Origin of the sequence: Virgibacillus salexigens, assembly GCF_014905415.1 — a bacterium.
GTDB classification, from domain to species: Bacteria; Bacillota; Bacilli; order Bacillales; family Amphibacillaceae; genus Virgibacillus; species Virgibacillus salexigens.
In genome coordinates, this window is the sequence record NZ_BNEO01000001.1 from 631,982 (window position 1) to 647,256 (window position 15,275).

Annotated in this window: 15 protein-coding genes; 4 read left to right on the forward strand and 11 right to left on the reverse strand. The window is 36.7% G+C overall.

The window, feature by feature from the left end; all coding sequences use genetic code 11:
• A complete protein-coding gene (locus tag JKP73_RS02925) occupies window positions 1-1,920 on the reverse strand; it encodes a BglG family transcription antiterminator (protein WP_021289455.1) in 1,920 nt (639 codons plus the stop codon).
• Between the two features lie 238 nt (window positions 1,921-2,158).
• Between JKP73_RS02925 and JKP73_RS02930 the strand changes: the two genes are divergently transcribed.
• Entirely contained in the window at window positions 2,159-3,022 is an 864-nt protein-coding gene (locus tag JKP73_RS02930) for a GNAT family N-acetyltransferase (RefSeq protein WP_038242649.1), read from the forward strand.
• 91 nt (window positions 3,023-3,113) lie between these two features.
• Here the strand turns inward: JKP73_RS02930 and hpaB are convergent, their stop codons facing one another.
• Window positions 3,114-4,553, reverse strand: a complete 1,440-nt coding sequence (gene hpaB / locus JKP73_RS02935) for a 4-hydroxyphenylacetate 3-monooxygenase, oxygenase component (protein ID WP_160806703.1) — start codon at window positions 4,551-4,553, stop codon at window positions 3,114-3,116.
• 321 nt (window positions 4,554-4,874) lie between these two features.
• Between hpaB and JKP73_RS02940 the strand changes: the two genes are divergently transcribed.
• Window positions 4,875-6,263 (forward strand): hypothetical protein, encoded by a 1,389-nt coding sequence (locus JKP73_RS02940; RefSeq protein WP_160806704.1) that lies wholly within the window; start codon window positions 4,875-4,877, stop codon window positions 6,261-6,263.
• A 245-nt stretch (window positions 6,264-6,508) separates the two neighbouring features.
• Here JKP73_RS02940 and JKP73_RS02945 read toward each other — a convergent pair whose 3' ends face one another.
• Window positions 6,509-7,285, reverse strand: a complete 777-nt coding sequence (locus tag JKP73_RS02945) for an SDR family oxidoreductase (RefSeq protein WP_160806981.1) — start codon at window positions 7,283-7,285, stop codon at window positions 6,509-6,511.
• A gap of 144 nt (window positions 7,286-7,429) precedes the next feature.
• Here JKP73_RS02945 and JKP73_RS02950 point away from each other — a divergent pair, with 144 nt between their 5' ends.
• Window positions 7,430-8,152 carry a 3-ketoacyl-ACP reductase gene (locus JKP73_RS02950; protein WP_038242643.1) on the forward strand — a complete coding sequence of 241 codons (723 nt, stop codon included), beginning with the start codon at window positions 7,430-7,432 and terminating at the stop codon, window positions 8,150-8,152.
• A gap of 158 nt (window positions 8,153-8,310) precedes the next feature.
• Here the strand turns inward: JKP73_RS02950 and JKP73_RS02955 are convergent, their stop codons facing one another.
• From JKP73_RS02955 to JKP73_RS02990, 8 genes are all read right to left on the reverse strand, one after another.
• Entirely contained in the window at window positions 8,311-9,885 is a 1,575-nt protein-coding gene (locus tag JKP73_RS02955) for a metal ABC transporter solute-binding protein, Zn/Mn family (protein ID WP_038242641.1), read from the reverse strand.
• A gap of 194 nt (window positions 9,886-10,079) precedes the next feature.
• Window positions 10,080-10,409, reverse strand: coding sequence for a Fur family transcriptional regulator (locus tag JKP73_RS02960; RefSeq protein ID WP_234447043.1), 330 nt, complete (start codon window positions 10,407-10,409; stop codon window positions 10,080-10,082).
• Window positions 10,406-11,260, reverse strand: coding sequence for a metal ABC transporter permease (locus tag JKP73_RS02965; protein ID WP_200410886.1), 855 nt, complete (start codon window positions 11,258-11,260; stop codon window positions 10,406-10,408). Before JKP73_RS02965 ends, JKP73_RS02960 begins: the two co-directional genes overlap by 4 nt.
• Window positions 11,260-12,027, reverse strand: coding sequence for a metal ABC transporter ATP-binding protein (locus tag JKP73_RS02970; protein ID WP_200410887.1), 768 nt, complete (start codon window positions 12,025-12,027; stop codon window positions 11,260-11,262). The genes JKP73_RS02965 and JKP73_RS02970 overlap by 1 nt, the downstream gene beginning before the upstream one ends.
• A gap of 177 nt (window positions 12,028-12,204) precedes the next feature.
• The gene (locus tag JKP73_RS23360) at window positions 12,205-12,459 is read right to left on the reverse strand and encodes a GTP-binding protein (RefSeq protein WP_200411073.1); all 255 of its coding nucleotides are present in this window, start codon (window positions 12,457-12,459) and stop codon (window positions 12,205-12,207) included.
• A 446-nt stretch (window positions 12,460-12,905) separates the two neighbouring features.
• Complete coding sequence (gene rpsN / locus JKP73_RS02980) at window positions 12,906-13,175, reverse strand: 30S ribosomal protein S14 (protein ID WP_021289466.1); 270 nt, start codon at window positions 13,173-13,175, stop codon at window positions 12,906-12,908.
• Between the two features lie 166 nt (window positions 13,176-13,341).
• A complete protein-coding gene (locus tag JKP73_RS02985; protein WP_021289467.1) occupies window positions 13,342-13,815 on the reverse strand; it encodes a GTP-binding protein in 474 nt (157 codons plus the stop codon).
• 260 nt (window positions 13,816-14,075) lie between these two features.
• Window positions 14,076-14,348: a hypothetical protein gene (locus JKP73_RS02990; RefSeq protein ID WP_200410888.1), complete on the reverse strand. Its 273-nt coding sequence runs from the start codon at window positions 14,346-14,348 to the stop codon at window positions 14,076-14,078.
• A gap of 463 nt (window positions 14,349-14,811) precedes the next feature.
• On the opposite strand from JKP73_RS02990, the gene JKP73_RS02995 reads away from it, so the two are divergent.
• On the forward strand, window positions 14,812-15,120 hold the full coding sequence (locus JKP73_RS02995; RefSeq protein WP_021289469.1) for a hypothetical protein: 309 nt from the start codon (window positions 14,812-14,814) through the stop codon (window positions 15,118-15,120).
• Window positions 15,121-15,275 lie beyond the last annotated feature (155 nt).

Below are 15,275 nucleotides of genomic sequence, written 5' to 3' on the forward strand. Positions count from 1 at the left end.
CTATTTCATCTTTTGTAGAAATTCTTTCACACTAGTAGCATGAACTAATGAGTGAACAAATGACAGATCCTCACTATAATTAGCTATCTGTCGGACCGCGTCCTTATTTAACCTTTGATCATTCCTAGAAATGGCTAGCAAAAACACTAACGATACTTGTTCATCCCCCCAATTTAGAGATTGTTTTAACACAGCAACCGCAACGACGGATTGATTAATCATTGTTGGATTCCCATGCGGAATCGCAATACCTCCCCCGATTGAAGTCGATGACTTTCTTTCTCTTAACAGTGCACTATGGATGAACTCTTTGTTGATAAATCCTTTCTTATAAAGTGTATTCCCTAGCATTTCTATTACTTGAAACGGGTGCTCTTTATCCACATCCAAATGGATGAGATCCGCACGAATTAATGAGGAGAGTACTGATTTTTCACTCTTTCCACTTTGTTTAGTTTCTATTTCCGCAATAAATTGATTTAGTTTTTCTTTATCCTTCGCTTCTAATAAAGGAGATACCATCACATAGGGGATATTCACCTGTTCCAATTTTACAGTTGAAATGATGAAATCAATTTCATATTTTTTCACATAATCGTTCATATCGGCTTTCCCTATACAAGCAACAATTTGTAATCCATGGTATTGATGCTCGATCTTCGCTTGCAATAAGTGAGACATGCCGACACCCAAATGGCAAACGATTAATATCCTTTTTTCTTTCTCTCGTTTGCCTTCTAATCGTTCCAGTGAAGCTTGAAAATGAAGTACTAAATAAGCTGCTTCATCCTCAGGAACATCCAGTTTGTGGTTTTCTTTAATTTCATCCAACGCGATCATAACCATATTAAACAAGTAGGGATACATTTTTTTAATATCGGATAAGAGTGGGTTCGTAATAGGAAATCCATATTTCATTCGATTAATCACGGAATGAATATGTACAATTAATCCTTTCTTGAGAATACCATCACTTTCAAACGAAAATAAGGTAAGGTTACCCAGTCTGTTTATTAAATCATCAATAATTTGTAGTAGGTGATCATCTTTCATAAAGATGTCATCCCCTAAGTCATCCTTCTTTTTGCTGCCAAGCAAATGCCAGGTAAAATAAATTAACTCATCTTCAGGAAATTTAATTCGAAAAACGGAGCCGAGCTTTTTTAAAAACCAGGTTGCGTAGTGATATTCATTGTAAGAATGTATGGTTTCCTTCTCCACGGTTGGAATAGACACAGGAGATTTTTGCCGCGTTCGTTTAACCATAATAAGCGTATGCACAAGTAAACTTTCCATCGCACCATCTGTAAAGGCGATTTCATATCGTTTTTGTAATTCATGTAGTACCCTTTTTACCATTGTTATTTCATAAGGCAAAAACAAATTTAAGACATAGCTTTCATCGCTTGTAACAGAAGAAATAAGCTCTGATAAATGAGCCAATGCACTACGTTTTTGCATTTCTTCCCCTTGAACAGCATTGCCTAATTTAGGCTTAGATAATAACGTTAGCTGATACGTGTTAAGCCAATTCGCGATGATTTCTAATTCTTTTTTCACGGTGGCTCTTGAAACATAGTACCTATTGGACAATTCTTCTAAAGAAACCGCTTTATTACTTACCAGTAAATAATAGGCGATTTCAATACATCGATCCTCATGCACTTTGGTCTCAGATGATAGTACTCTCTGTAATAATTCAGGTCGGTCCGTTTCATCCATTTCAAGTGTAATTCCTACTCCTCGTTGCCGTCTTAGACTTGTACCGTTATAGTCCATAAGCAGCGCTTCGATTACTTGCAAATCATTACGTACCGTCTTTTCTGAACATCCCATTTGCAGTGACAAATCATCTATATTAAGAATTTTTCCGTTTTGTATTAATAATGTTTTAAGCAGTTCCCTTTGTCGATCATTCATAATTACACCTCGCACTTAATCCAATCAGAGTGTAGCATACTTCGTAAATTTACTGAAATAGTTTTCCTTTATTAATGATTGGGCACACCGAAATTTTGAAGTACCCCAGCAAAAGGAGGGAACTTAAACATGATGATAGGAAACCAATGTTTCTTAAGGGGATACAGACAAATCCTTTTTCCAAACTATTGCTAATCGTTATACTATACTTACATGCTTGATAGGGAGTGAACAAACCATGTTGCAACAAATTCGTAGATTACAAATAGAAGATGAGGCATATTTTGCTGCCATGGATACAGGAATAGAAGATGATTATATCCAACGAATTTTTCATCGATTAGTTACTGATTCCAATCGATTGTATGGATTATTCTCAGACAAACAATTGGTAAGTCTTGCTGGCTTTTCTGTATATGCCAAACGCTATGCCATGCTCGGGAGATTGCGAACAGATCGCAGGTATAAGAGGAAAAACTTTTCAACAGAAATGATGACGTACATGATAAATGAAGCTGTGCAACTTCCAGGCATCCATTGGATTGGGGCAAATACGCAGGAAAACAACTACCCTGCACGCCGTGTGTTAGAAAAATCGGGGCTCACCCCCTATATCAGCTTACATGGTGCGACTGCCTCGGACACTTCTGCTTTAACAACAGGAGAAGAGATTTGGCAACCGATTCATGATTTACAGAAAAAGAAAGGCTGGATTAATCAAGCATACATAAACAATCATGCCATTTTCCCTTATGAATGCTATTATTCTTTTCCTGCAACCGAAGATTTATTTACTGAGGAAAATTTACAAACATGGGAGTTCTATGAAAACCCTACAAGCACACGTTTTATCATTACGAAACATGATCAGAAAAAATATGATTATTTACATGTTGCCTACCCGTGGAATGATATCACAAGACAAGCAGGTCTATGGGAAACGATTACTTATGCCTATCGGAAATTATGTAGACGTACAAAAAAACCAACCTTTATATGGATAGATCTAACAAAGGAAGAAGCAAAAGCCCTTCCTGCTAATCATGCATTTGAACTTCCCTCTCCTTGGATCCTATATGGTAAAGATCGAAAGTCTTTTTAACCGTCTAGAATTGCGCGATTTAACCAGAAATCGCGCAACTTTGTCTTTTGATCGAGCAGTAATTGCAATATTCATGCTCCTCGACAATTCGCTATATTTCATCCATAAACGATTGAACAAATTCCCGCGCTCCCTGCTTATCATACCCAAAATACAATTCACTCGCTAATTTATATGGATTACCGAAGAAAAAACGCTCATATTGGGTTTGTCTTGTTCCAAATGGACTCATGGTTAAATCCCATGCTAATCGAAACAATTTAACACGTGCTTCTGCATCTAATGTGGCACTTTGTAAATATTGATTTAAATCACAACGGAGTTCTGAATTAAAATCTGCTTCTGTTGGAATAGAGATTAACCCGCTTGCTCCAAGTAATTGAATAATTTCAATTACCCTAGGATAAATAGTTGGAAAAGCACTGCTGGCCGCTTGAAGGGGAGCAACTTCCGGCCGCATTAAACCAAATTCATCTGTTTTAGCATTTGCTTCTGCTTTGGTTAATAATCCTTTCATCGATTCCAGTCCAACAATCACATCAGCCATTTTACTTTGAACATTTTCATAGCCAGCTATTTTGATAGATTGAATGATCTCCTCTGCAACCCCTAGGGCAAATTCCAGCTTCACAATCTGCCTATGGATGACTTGGTGTAAATTAAATGGCAAAAATGCGCTCGAGCGCTGGAAATGATTGCCCACCTCAATATTCTTATACGAAAATACCCTTTCCCATGGAATAAGTACATGATCAAATACAACAATTGAATCCATTTCTTCAAAGCGTGAACTTAGCGGATAATTAAAGGTTGAATCTCCTTTTTGAAATGACTCTCGACAAATGAATTTAAGTCCCCTGGCATTACTCGGTATCGAAAAGAAATAGGCATTATCATCTTCAAAGATTCCGCCTGCCGAAAACACCAGAATTTCATCGGTCATTCCTCCCTGTGTCGCTAGCAGCCTCGCTCCCTTAATAATGACTCCTTCGTCCGTTTCATCAACAATTCGGGCAGCAATAGGATCTTTACTATCTTCCACATAATACTCCGACCGATTTACTTGTGGATTAATAAATGTATGGGTAAACGATAAGTCTTTTTCTCTAGCTTCCTCATAAAACTTGACAAGCCGTTCGGGAAAGCAATTTGTTTTCCCTTTTAAAAAAGAGGCAGAAGCTGCAAATGCCATGACGATCGTATTCATATAATCAGGACTTCTCCCCATCATTCCACCATGTTTCTTGGCCCATGTCCGGATCATCTTTCCACGTTTAAATAGATCATATTTAGTAATTGGTTGTAGATACGAGGTTCCAATTCGGTCCCCTGTAGTAGGAGAAGGATACGTCATTAATTCTTTGTAATTATCCTTAAGCTGTATATCATACAGCTCAGCTTGGCTTTTCATTGCTCCTCTAAAAGCAGGATGCTGTGATATTGGTCCAGATATTTTTTGCCCATTATACCAAACTTCTGTTTTAAGCTGATCAATGCGCCGTAAATAATCATCACCTGATATGGCTGGCATTTTCCTTTACACCCCTTACATATTTTCCAGTTAAACACCTATATTTCAATATATTATCGAGTATGAATTATGTTCACATACGTTTTAAACCAATGATTATAGCACCAAAAAGATATTCTTATTCGACGTTTCCTTCCCTGGTATTCCAATTACAATTAGCAGGGGTTCATTATTCATGAAACAGCCTTGAACACGAACTATTTCCAGCCTGGCATACGTCTGGATTGTAAGGTTAATCATTTACCATCATCATTCATTTATGATAATCTTAAATCATATACATAAGCATTATGGTTCTTACTTTATATAAGGGGGCTAATCATGGAAAATCAAATGATTATAGTAAAAAATCACCAACAATCCATTCCATTAACGATGAAACGGATGGCAATTTACAAACGAAGCCGAATAGTTGAGGCGACCGACGACAACGAGCAAACGTATCTATTGTTTTTCCATCTTGATCGCTACTTAACCTATGCAAAAACCCAAAAAAAACATACCAATTCACATATTGGCAACGCCTTTCAATCTGGACTAACCGTATCCTTCCCCCACCCGCTCATCGACTGGCAAATAACAAGCTCCACTTATAAGAAGTATAAATTCAATGAACTCTTCAAAAACTTACAACGTGAATACGGGCCTCAAGAAACTGCTCTCATTGCAACTTATTTTGAGTCACTCATTCCCAAAGAAAAACTTGCAAATCTTATCGAAAAACTTTGTTATAAAGAGAGACGTGATGGAAAATTACTTTCTTGCTACCGCCTATATACGATTCTAAAATCCTTTTCTCCTAATCACCGTTTGGTCGAAGCCTTTTCGACTGACCTATCCTTCACTAAATACGATGAACAATACAAACATCAAGACGAAAACATGCTCGCGAAAGATCCAATTTATATAGAAAATCATCTGTATGATCAAAAATATAGTGCGTTTGATCAACTTAGTGCTCTTTATAGACAGCAAGCGCGATGGGTAGATCTTATAGCCATCACCATTGCTCAAGCAGCATACACTAAGAACGAGAATGATTATAAAAAGCTATTAACAATGCTTCATCATCATTTCCCTGACGTACCAATAACAGAAATTCTAAAAGACTTATATACACGTAATTTAACGATTGCTTCATTTTTGCAAGATTTAATAAATGCTTATTTAGCAATAGGAGAGTGGGAAAATGCCTTGCATTTACAAAATCAACATGATCTCTCTCTAACATCTGCTCAAATCCAATCGCTGGAAGCCATAACCAACAAGACTGAAATGAATTTTGATGCTATTTCACCGTTCGAACTTCAACAATTAATTCGTACGATAGCCAAAGTAAATCCAACACAAGCAAGCAAGATGTTACATCAAGCAATTTGTGCATTACTAGAAAAACACAAATTAACCTATATCCAAAATTGGTTATCTCCGTTTAATGATCTTCCATTAGCGCAACTAGACATTCAAAAAATCAAAGAAATGATTCATATTTTCGAAGAGCCGAATCAGCAGCGCAGGCTAGGTGAATTGTATCATTATTACCATCAACCTGAACGTGCAATTGAGTGTATGAGTTGGGATATGGAGCTATATGAAGATGACCCTAAACCAGTAGAATGGCTGGCAAAACTCTATTCCGAACTAGGCATGGAAGCAGAACATAAAGCATACCAACAACTCTATGTGGATATGGTTAAACGATCCTCATAAGAGGATCTCAATAAGAGGAACCAAGCCTTAATGAACCGAACAATTTGAGGATCCAGAGGGGTGTACTCCATATGATAAAGGAAAAAATATTCACATCTGCTTAAGTACACCCCTTTTTTAGATTGGAAAGAAAAAACAGCCATCACTCTTATTAATCGCTATCCAAATGCGAGCTGGAATATTGCTAGAATGGCACACCGATCTAATTATTAGGGTGCGATAACTTATTAAGCATGTTTAATCCCTCAACGTAGTAACGATTCAGCACCGTCAACAAAGATTTCTGTACCAGTAATATGGCTTGCTTCATCCGAAAGCAAAAAGTGGACTAGATCAGCAACTTGTTCAGGCTTTCCAGCACCATGTTCCAAAGGCTGACTCCCCTCGGGGAACACTACTGGAATTCTGATTTTAGCTAAATTAGCTTCATCCGTAAACGTATTTTCACCAATATTGGTTTGAATTGCACCGGGGCAAATAATATTGACACGAATACGGTATTCAGCTAACTCTAAAGCAGCCATTTTTCCAAACGCCATTTGGCCAGCTTTGGAGGAACTGTATGCTGCCATACCAAAACCAGTAAACGTACGATTCCCATTTATTGAGCTGGTAATGACAATACTTCCTCCATATTCTTTCAAATATGGTACAGCGTATTTCACTGTAAGAAAGGTACTTTTCAGATTCATCGTTAATGTTTGGTCCCAATCCTCCGGACTTAAATCCTCAATTGGAGCAACCCGTCCATTAATTCCTGCGTTAACAAAAACGGAATCCAGCCTTTCCCAACGCTGAACAATACGTTTAATTGCTTTTTCCAATACAGCAGAATCAGCTACATCCGCTTGTACAACGATAGCCTCTCCTCCTTGATGTTCGATATCTTCTTTCACAGCTGCTGCATCACCTTCATGTAAATCAATTAAACCAACTTTTGCCCCTGACTTTGCTAATCTTAATGCTGTCGCTTTTCCAATTCCTGATCCAGCACCGGTTATGATCGCTACTTTTTGTTCCATCATCTCGTTACACTCCTCACATGCTTTTACGATGAAGTTTACCCGGTTTAATAAGTAGTATGTATGTTGATACAGTATCTTTGAATCTCTTGGCTACACATTTTATACTTAACAACATACTAGGATAGAAAGGAAGGGGTCAGATTGGGACAAGAGATTAAAGGGAAAATCGCCTATATTACTGGAGCAGGTAGCGGTATTGGTAAAGCCACGGCTCTAACATTTGCACGTGAGGGAGTACATGTTGGCTTAATTGCAAGAACAAAAAGCAAACTGGATGTAGTTGCAAAGGAAGCAGCAGAAATTGGTGTGAGGGTAAGTGTCGCAGTGGCTGATATAGCTAACTTAGAAGAAGTAGAAGAAGCAATTGCCAACTTAGAAAGTGAACTAGGCCCAGCAGATATTCTTATTAATAATGCTGGAATTGGTGCGCATGGGGATTTGCTAGAAATGAATCCAGAAACATGGAAACATACATTTGAAGTCAATGTCTTTGGAACCTATCATGTTATCCGGGCTGTCTTACCACAGATGATTGAAAAAAATCAAGGAGACATCATCAATATCTCCTCTAGTAATGGCTTAAAAGGAACGGCAGGTTCTACCTCATATAGCGGGTCTAAATTTGCTATTCAAGGTATGACCGAAGCACTGATGCAAGAAGTTCGTAAAAACAATATTCGCGTGTTTACGATGAACCCAAGCCTCGTTGCTACAGAACTCGTCTTTGGAGATGAACTAGCAGAAAAAAACGAAGATAAATATATGCAACCAGAGGATCTAGCAGAATATATGGTAGCTCAATTGAAGCTTCACCCACGCATCTTCATTAAACAATCTTTACAGTGGGCAACCAATCCTTTTTAGATTTGCGCTAGAAGTAGGTAAACTCACCTACTATTACAGTGTGACAATATGTTACTTATTAATCAAATAGAAAGGCCGAAGGCTGTTACAACCACCTTCTGCCTTTCTGTTTGTTTTACATTAATCTTTGCTTTTAAACTATTTACATGGCTATAAAATCAATGTGCCATCATTTCATGAGCTACTTCATGTCCACTCATTTCTGATGGATAATAGGTTGGCCAGTTAGTGACCTCATTTAATAATGCTTCCCGATCATCTCCCCAGTACAAATGGTAGTGTCCAGCTTCAGTCGGATAGATGCTATGATCACTAAATTGAATATACTGAGGGAGTCCTTCGGATGCTTCTGCAAGTTTAAATATATATCTTACTCCCCTATTCCCTGCCTCATAATTTAAAATTTCATATCCATCATAGGTGTATTTACCAGAACGCTCTTCACCATTCTCAAAGAAAGTTACTTTATCTCCTTCAATTAAAATACGCTCAACATCTGTTTGGTAACCTTCCTGATAATATTCCTTATATTCTTCCATCGTCTTATCACCTTCATGTTCTGCTTTATAGGCAAAAACTTCATCAAGCGTACCATCTTGAAGTAACGGATAAACAGACTGCCAATCTCCTTCCCAATCTGAAAGGGAACGATCCTTCACTTGACTGTCCTCAAAATACCCTTCATAAATTTTCTCTGTTTCTTCATCATGCGCATGATTATGGGTATGCTCATGTTCACTTTCAGAGGTAGAGGCTTCAGATAAGGCTTCGGTTAAAACCTCTAAGTTGTGCTCCATAAGTGTAAAATAATTCTCTTTATTCTTAACATCTTCTTCGGTTAGAACAGATAAATTGTGTATTCGCAAGGTCTCTGCATCAATTTCTTTCCTCACAACATCTGCCACTTTAGGAGTTACATTCTGTTCAAAAAGCACATAGTTTAACCCGTGCTGTTCAGAAGTTTCTATAATACCTTGTATATCTTTTTGTGAAGGTTCATTGGTAGGACTTAATCCAGAGATAGCAATTTGCTCAATACCATAAGATTGCTCCCAATATCCGTAAGCAGCATGAGATACAATTATTTTATTCTCAGGTAAGCTTTCTAGTTGTGTATGGAATTCTGTGTCAAGTTCTTCAAGCTTTCCTTTAAGTGTTTCAAAATTTTTATTAAATACTTCTCCCTGCTCAGGTTTAAGCTCTACAAGGATATTCTTAATGTTTTCTGCCATCTCAATAGAGAGAATGGGATCTAACCAAACATGTGGATCTTTATCCCCGTGATTATGTTCATGCTCATGATTACCTTCTTCCCCCTCATGGTGATGATGGTCATGGCTATGTACATGCTCTTTTAAGTCAATTCCTTTTGATGCTTCTAGTATTGTTACATCTTCAGATTCAATAGAATCTGAAATCTGTTTAGCAAAAGGCTCTAAACCTGCACCGTTATAAATAAAAGCATCGGACTCAGCAATATCCACTATTTCTTCCGTCGTCGGTTCATAATTATGCGGATTTGAACCTGGAGGTAAAATTGTCTCCACGGAAGCTGCACCTTCTGCAATCTGCTCTGCAAAATACTGAAGAGGATAAACAGTAGTAAATAGCTTCAAATCTTTATTCGGTTTCTCTGAATTATTGCTATCATCACTACTACTTACTCCATTTCCGCACGCAGATATAACAAAAATAAACGTAACAAAACTGATAATGCCTAATATTTTTTTCAATATTTCCCCTCCTCTTTATTTTCAAAAAACATTATATCGTAATGATTACGATTTGTAAATAGTAATCATTACGATTAATAATCATAATTTTATTCCAGTTTCTTTAACTGGACTCGTACATTGTGGACATAAGCCATAAATTTCAAATTTATGGCTATGAATTTGATAATCTTTTAATCTATCATTTATCATATTCATCGGATAAAGTTCAAATGCTTTTGCACTCCCACATAGGTTACAAATAAAATATTAGTGATCTCCATTAGATTACATGCAAAGCGAAAGTATCTTTTACCATGAAGATTAGTCATTTCTAATAATTTCTCATTCGCTAACAGGTATAAGTTCCTATAGATCGTATTGTGGCTCACATTTGGCAAAACTTGTTGAATGCTATATAAAATATCTTTAACAGGAATATATCGATCTTGACTTATAAGAAAATTCAACATATGCTCTCTCTGTTTTGTATGCTTATAACCCTTCTGTTTTAACTTTTGAATGGCTGTACTCAAATTCATCATACTCCCACCTTAATCAAAAATAGCGTATTTATCTTTTTATAAGCCATCGTTAAAATAAGAATCAGCACTGCTGTCATTACAATCGTACCTCCTGGAGGGATGCTTAAATGATAAGCAGAGAACAAACCGATAAGAACAGATATTTCACCAAATAGTACCGATAACCCGATCGTTTGTTTAAAGCTCTTGGCTATTCTTAAAGCTGAAGCTACCGGTAATGTCATTAAAGCTGAAACGAGTAGGATTCCCACTACTTGCATCGAAGAAGCGATAACTAGTGCCACCAGCAAAATAAATAGAAAATGGATCCAATGTCCTTTAACTCCTGAAACCCTAGCGTTTTCTTCATCAAATGATAAAACAAATAACTCTTTATAAAACAAAAAAACAAGTAAAATCACAGTAAATGTTATGATCAGGACGGTCCACATATTGGAACGGCTTACAGCTGCTACACTTCCAAATAAATAGCTAAACAGATCCGTGTTAAAGCCGTCTGCTAGAGATATGAAAACGACGCCTAATCCTATACCTCCAGACAAGATAATAGGAATGGCCAACTCTTCATAATTCTTGTACACGCTTCTTAAGCGTTCGATTAGAACAGCACCTAATACGGAAAAGGTCATCCCCATGAATACTGGATTCCAATCATTTATCCCAGTAACTTTCTTTTCTAGTAAAAGACTGGCTGCAATCCCGGTTAATGTAATATGAGAAAGAGCATCTGCAATTAGAGACAGCCTGCGAACAACGATGAAAACTCCAAGTAATGGTGCAACCAGACCAATTAATATTCCTGTCACTGCAGCATTCTGTAAAAACTCATATTTTAAAAAGCCTTCGAGCATCAGGACATCACCTCCATATGATTTAGTTGCTGTTGCATGTGGCCATAAATTGGGTTCGGCTCGTTTCCATTGTATTGATTATATTCCTCCGGAGTACCATGAAACCTTATGGTTCTATTCATGAAGACCAGATGAGTTGCATGCTCCGTAATCGTAGCTATATCGTGTGTGATCATAAGAAGGGTGATACCATGATTTTTATTTAACCTTGCAAGTAACTCATAAAACGCGGTGACATGCTTTTCATCAATTCCCACTGTTGGCTCATCAAGAATTAATAACGAAGGGGCACTAACTAAGGAGCGTGCGATAAGTACTCTTTGCTGCTGACCGCCTGATAGTTCCCCTATATTAGATTTTGCAAATTCCTCCATTTCTACAATTTTCAATGCCTCTAATGCTTTTTGCGTATGCTCACGTTTTAGGAAGCGGAACATACCTAATCTTGAGACAAGGCCGGATCTTACGACTTCTAAGACACTCGCCGGAAAACCTGAATTGAAACTATTGGACGTTTGTGAAACGTATCCAATTTCCCTCCAATCCTTGAAATGTTTAAGTGGTTGGTTAAATAATTGAATACTTCCTTTATTAGGCTTAATGAGACCAAGAATCAGGTTTACCAAAGTAGTTTTTCCGGAACCATTTGGTCCTACCAATCCAAGGAATTGCCCCTTATCTATTGAAAAATCCACTTGCTCAACTGCCCATTCCTTTTCATACTTAAAAGAAACGTTTTTTACTTCTACAACCTGCTGTTCATTCATTTGATCCCCCCTCAAATATGATTAATTCGAACTTGCAAGATACTGAGTGATTATGTTTTATATTTACGAATGGAATTCAAATTTGCCTAACAAAAATCATAATCATTACGATTTATATTGTCTAATTATAAAACAAATGCCTCTTAAATCAACAATATTTCTTCTTGTTCAAGGTCCTTAGGTAAATTCAGGCAATGGATCATGAAATTTTCTCCAATCCTGCTTCGTCTCTTCATCTGTTAGTAAGCACTGATTTAAACCCATGATGATCTTCTCTTCACTCATATCTACGCCAATAAATACCAACTCTGTTAAACGATCACCATATTTGTCATCCCACTGCTTTGCTATCCCTGGTTCCTCATGTAAGATTTTTATTCTTTCCTGTTCAGGATAAGCCGCTATCCACTTCCCTACACCTTGGATAGCGATGGATGTGCCAGTTTTCGAACCACTTGATTATTAGAGAGTGGCACGCCCATCCGCCTTCAAACCATGAAAAGTCCTTCCACAGTCCCCTGTTTCCAACACTCATTCACGCCTGCCCCCTCCATTTTATCCAGGCTATGCTGATTAAAAATATCTAATCGAGGCCTTGAATATCTTCCTTTGAAGGGTTAAGCATAGTCGTTTGACCGGGCGTATTTTTTTAAGCTGTAGGGTTCACTAGCAGGGTAATGGAACAAGGGAGATCTTAAGTAAGACATGCCTATTTTTTTGTTAGTGTTCGCCACACTTACATGGGATCTGGATAGGAATCAATAATCAAAAAATCCTCTTTGTTGACTTTTTCTAGTAGGCGAGTGGCCACACTGCATCCTTGAACACCTCCGCCTATAATGATCCACTTATACATAAACAAAGTTCCCTCATTTTTCTTACCAACTTGATTTTTTCACACCTGGTATTTGCCCTTTATGCGCATAATCTCTAAAAGCGATCCGGGACATTTTAAACTTTCTCATATATCCTCGAGGTCTCCCTGTTACTTCACATCTGCCTGTTAAACGTGTCGGCGAAGAATCACGTGGTAGCTTTCTTAGTGCTTCATAATCTCCTTTTGCCTTTAACTCTTTTCGTAATTCTGCATATTTTGTTACCATTGCTTGTCTTTTCTTTTCTTTTGCAATTTTAGATTTTTTTGCCATTTTATCTCACCTTTCCCTTTTATCAATTAAAAATTGTTTTCCACTTCTTAATAAATTCAACTTGCAGTCGTGGCAGGATCATAGAGCGATCAGATGATTCAATGGTTAAGCCCTGCCATCGAACGTTGTATTCAATAGAAAACCTTCTTCCTTTAAATCGAAATCATTACGGTTTTGATTTAAAAATTTTTTCCGATATACATCTACGGAATTGCCTAGTAAGTTTTTCCTTATTTAAGTTCTTACCAATAAATACAAGTTCACTTATACGAGTATCCTCCTCCCTCCAGTTACCTTTTTCTTCTCCTGCAAAAAGCATATGAACTCCTTGAAAAATATAACGCTTATCTTTTCCTTCTATGTTTAAGACACCTTTATAACGATATAAATTCTCGCCTTGTATTTGAACAAGATAAGAAAACCACAAGTTAAGTTTTCTTAAGTCAAGCGGTCTTGTTTCTTTCAATAATAATGAAGAAATACTCTCATCATGATGATCCTTTGCATTTATACCATTTGCATTTAATCTTAACTTCTCGTTCAAGTCAAAAGAATAGATATTTAGCACATTACGCAAATCAATTTGACTATTTAAACATACATATTTGGTAGCTGTTGGGTTCATTTTTTCTAAACGCATGGTTAGCCTATCCCAATCATCACAGGTGACTAAATTCGTTTTGTTCTAATTGACTTAATGATTCATCTTTATACTCTAAATGTTTTTATTTCTTTAGTTGCTTATACAATAGTTTAATATCGAATAAACCAAATCGTAATGATTACGATTCATTGTAATAGAAACGTACGCATTTGTAAACTATAAACCTTTACAGCTTTTTCACCTTTATTGTTGCAAATGGTCTATGCCGACCAAAAAAAGGAGCTAAGTCAAAGGATTTAATTCGAAGGTATAGTCACATAAAACCACTTTTTGTTTCTGCTATCCTTATCCATACGAGAAATAATTTCTGTATAATCAACCCATAAAACCTTAGCATGCATTTCTTTTAATTTCTTATGAATCTTTCCCTCCAATTCTTTCATAACTTCTAAAAGTTCAAATAATGGCATATTAAAATGTTTAGCTATTTCCTCATGCAGCGAATATTTCTTCACTTGAATCATGTACTGTTCTGCTGTTAAGATGCTTTCTGTTAACTTATCTTCCATTTTTATTACCATACGATAAATTAATCGATCCTTCTCTGAGAACTCGTTTAAAATTCTACGTAGAAACAGTTCATATTAGCACCCTTTCAAGAAATCCCTTTTCTTACACGTCCGTAAAACGTAATGATTACGATTTATTTGCATGTCACTTACTCTATCACGTAACATCATTTAAAACAAAATAAAGTTAATCATCAAATGAACACATTTTATACGAAGAAAAGAGTAAATTACCCTTCATAGTGACATGTAGGTGTGGATGCAATAACCTAGTACGTTCTTAACATACGAAGTCTAAGATCTTCCTCTCTCGTTCATAAAATAGTTACAGGAAGAATATTGTTGATAGTAGCACAATCAATAAATGTAAAACGTTCTTAATTTATTTCTTTAAACATAATAATGGAACAGATAAATGAAGTTCCCTACCAATCAAAAGTATATGAAAAAGGAGAAATAGAATATGAAAAAAACACTCTCTTTATTTTTTCTTATTGTAATATTGGGCCTTGTTGCTTTTTGGGAAACGGCGGAAACAAAGCATGGATTCACGCCCACTTTTCGAGAGGGGGAAGACACGCTAGAAGTAAGTAATGAAGTAGAAACTGATAGTACGTTGGAATATATGAAAGAAGAAACGGAAGTTGAAAATGGGTACCGTATTGAAACATACCGGGAATACGAAATCTATACTGACAAAGAAGGAAATATAATCAAAAGGGAACCTACCTCTAATTATAATTACTTAAGGTATAAATTAGAACAAGAGTAATATTTGGGGGTGTGTCGATAATCGATTAGCTTCGAAAAGCAAAAAATCAAGCCCCCTATTAATAAGCATGAAAAAAGGTTCTGTGTTCACCTCCCAAATAAGTTAAACCGGAATGTTACAGACAAGCAATCTATCTCACAAAGCAAAAGTGGGGA

What these genes read in the sequence shown, in the direction of transcription:
- JKP73_RS02925 (WP_021289455.1), bottom strand. Translation starts at nt 1,920, where the DNA reads ATGAATGATCGACAAAGGGAACTGCTTAAAACATTATTAATACAAAAC.
- JKP73_RS02930 (WP_038242649.1), top strand. Translation starts at nt 2,159, where the DNA reads ATGTTGCAACAAATTCGTAGATTACAAATAGAAGATGAGGCATATTTT.
- hpaB (WP_160806703.1), bottom strand. Translation starts at nt 4,553, where the DNA reads ATGCCAGCCATATCAGGTGATGATTATTTACGGCGCATTGATCAGCTT.
- JKP73_RS02940 (WP_160806704.1), top strand. Translation starts at nt 4,875, where the DNA reads ATGGAAAATCAAATGATTATAGTAAAAAATCACCAACAATCCATTCCA.
- JKP73_RS02945 (WP_160806981.1), bottom strand. Translation starts at nt 7,285, where the DNA reads ATGGAACAAAAAGTAGCGATCATAACCGGTGCTGGATCAGGAATTGGA.
- JKP73_RS02960 (WP_234447043.1), bottom strand. Translation starts at nt 10,409, where the DNA reads ATGATGAATTTGAGTACAGCCATTCAAAAGTTAAAACAGAAGGGTTAT.
- JKP73_RS02965 (WP_200410886.1), bottom strand. Translation starts at nt 11,260, where the DNA reads ATGCTCGAAGGCTTTTTAAAATATGAGTTTTTACAGAATGCTGCAGTG.
- JKP73_RS02970 (WP_200410887.1), bottom strand. Translation starts at nt 12,027, where the DNA reads ATGAATGAACAGCAGGTTGTAGAAGTAAAAAACGTTTCTTTTAAGTAT.
- rpsN (WP_021289466.1), bottom strand. Translation starts at nt 13,175, where the DNA reads ATGGCAAAAAAATCTAAAATTGCAAAAGAAAAGAAAAGACAAGCAATG.
- JKP73_RS02985 (WP_021289467.1), bottom strand. Translation starts at nt 13,815, where the DNA reads ATGCGTTTAGAAAAAATGAACCCAACAGCTACCAAATATGTATGTTTA.
- JKP73_RS02990 (WP_200410888.1), bottom strand. Translation starts at nt 14,348, where the DNA reads ATGGAAGATAAGTTAACAGAAAGCATCTTAACAGCAGAACAGTACATG.
- JKP73_RS02995 (WP_021289469.1), top strand. Translation starts at nt 14,812, where the DNA reads ATGAAAAAAACACTCTCTTTATTTTTTCTTATTGTAATATTGGGCCTT.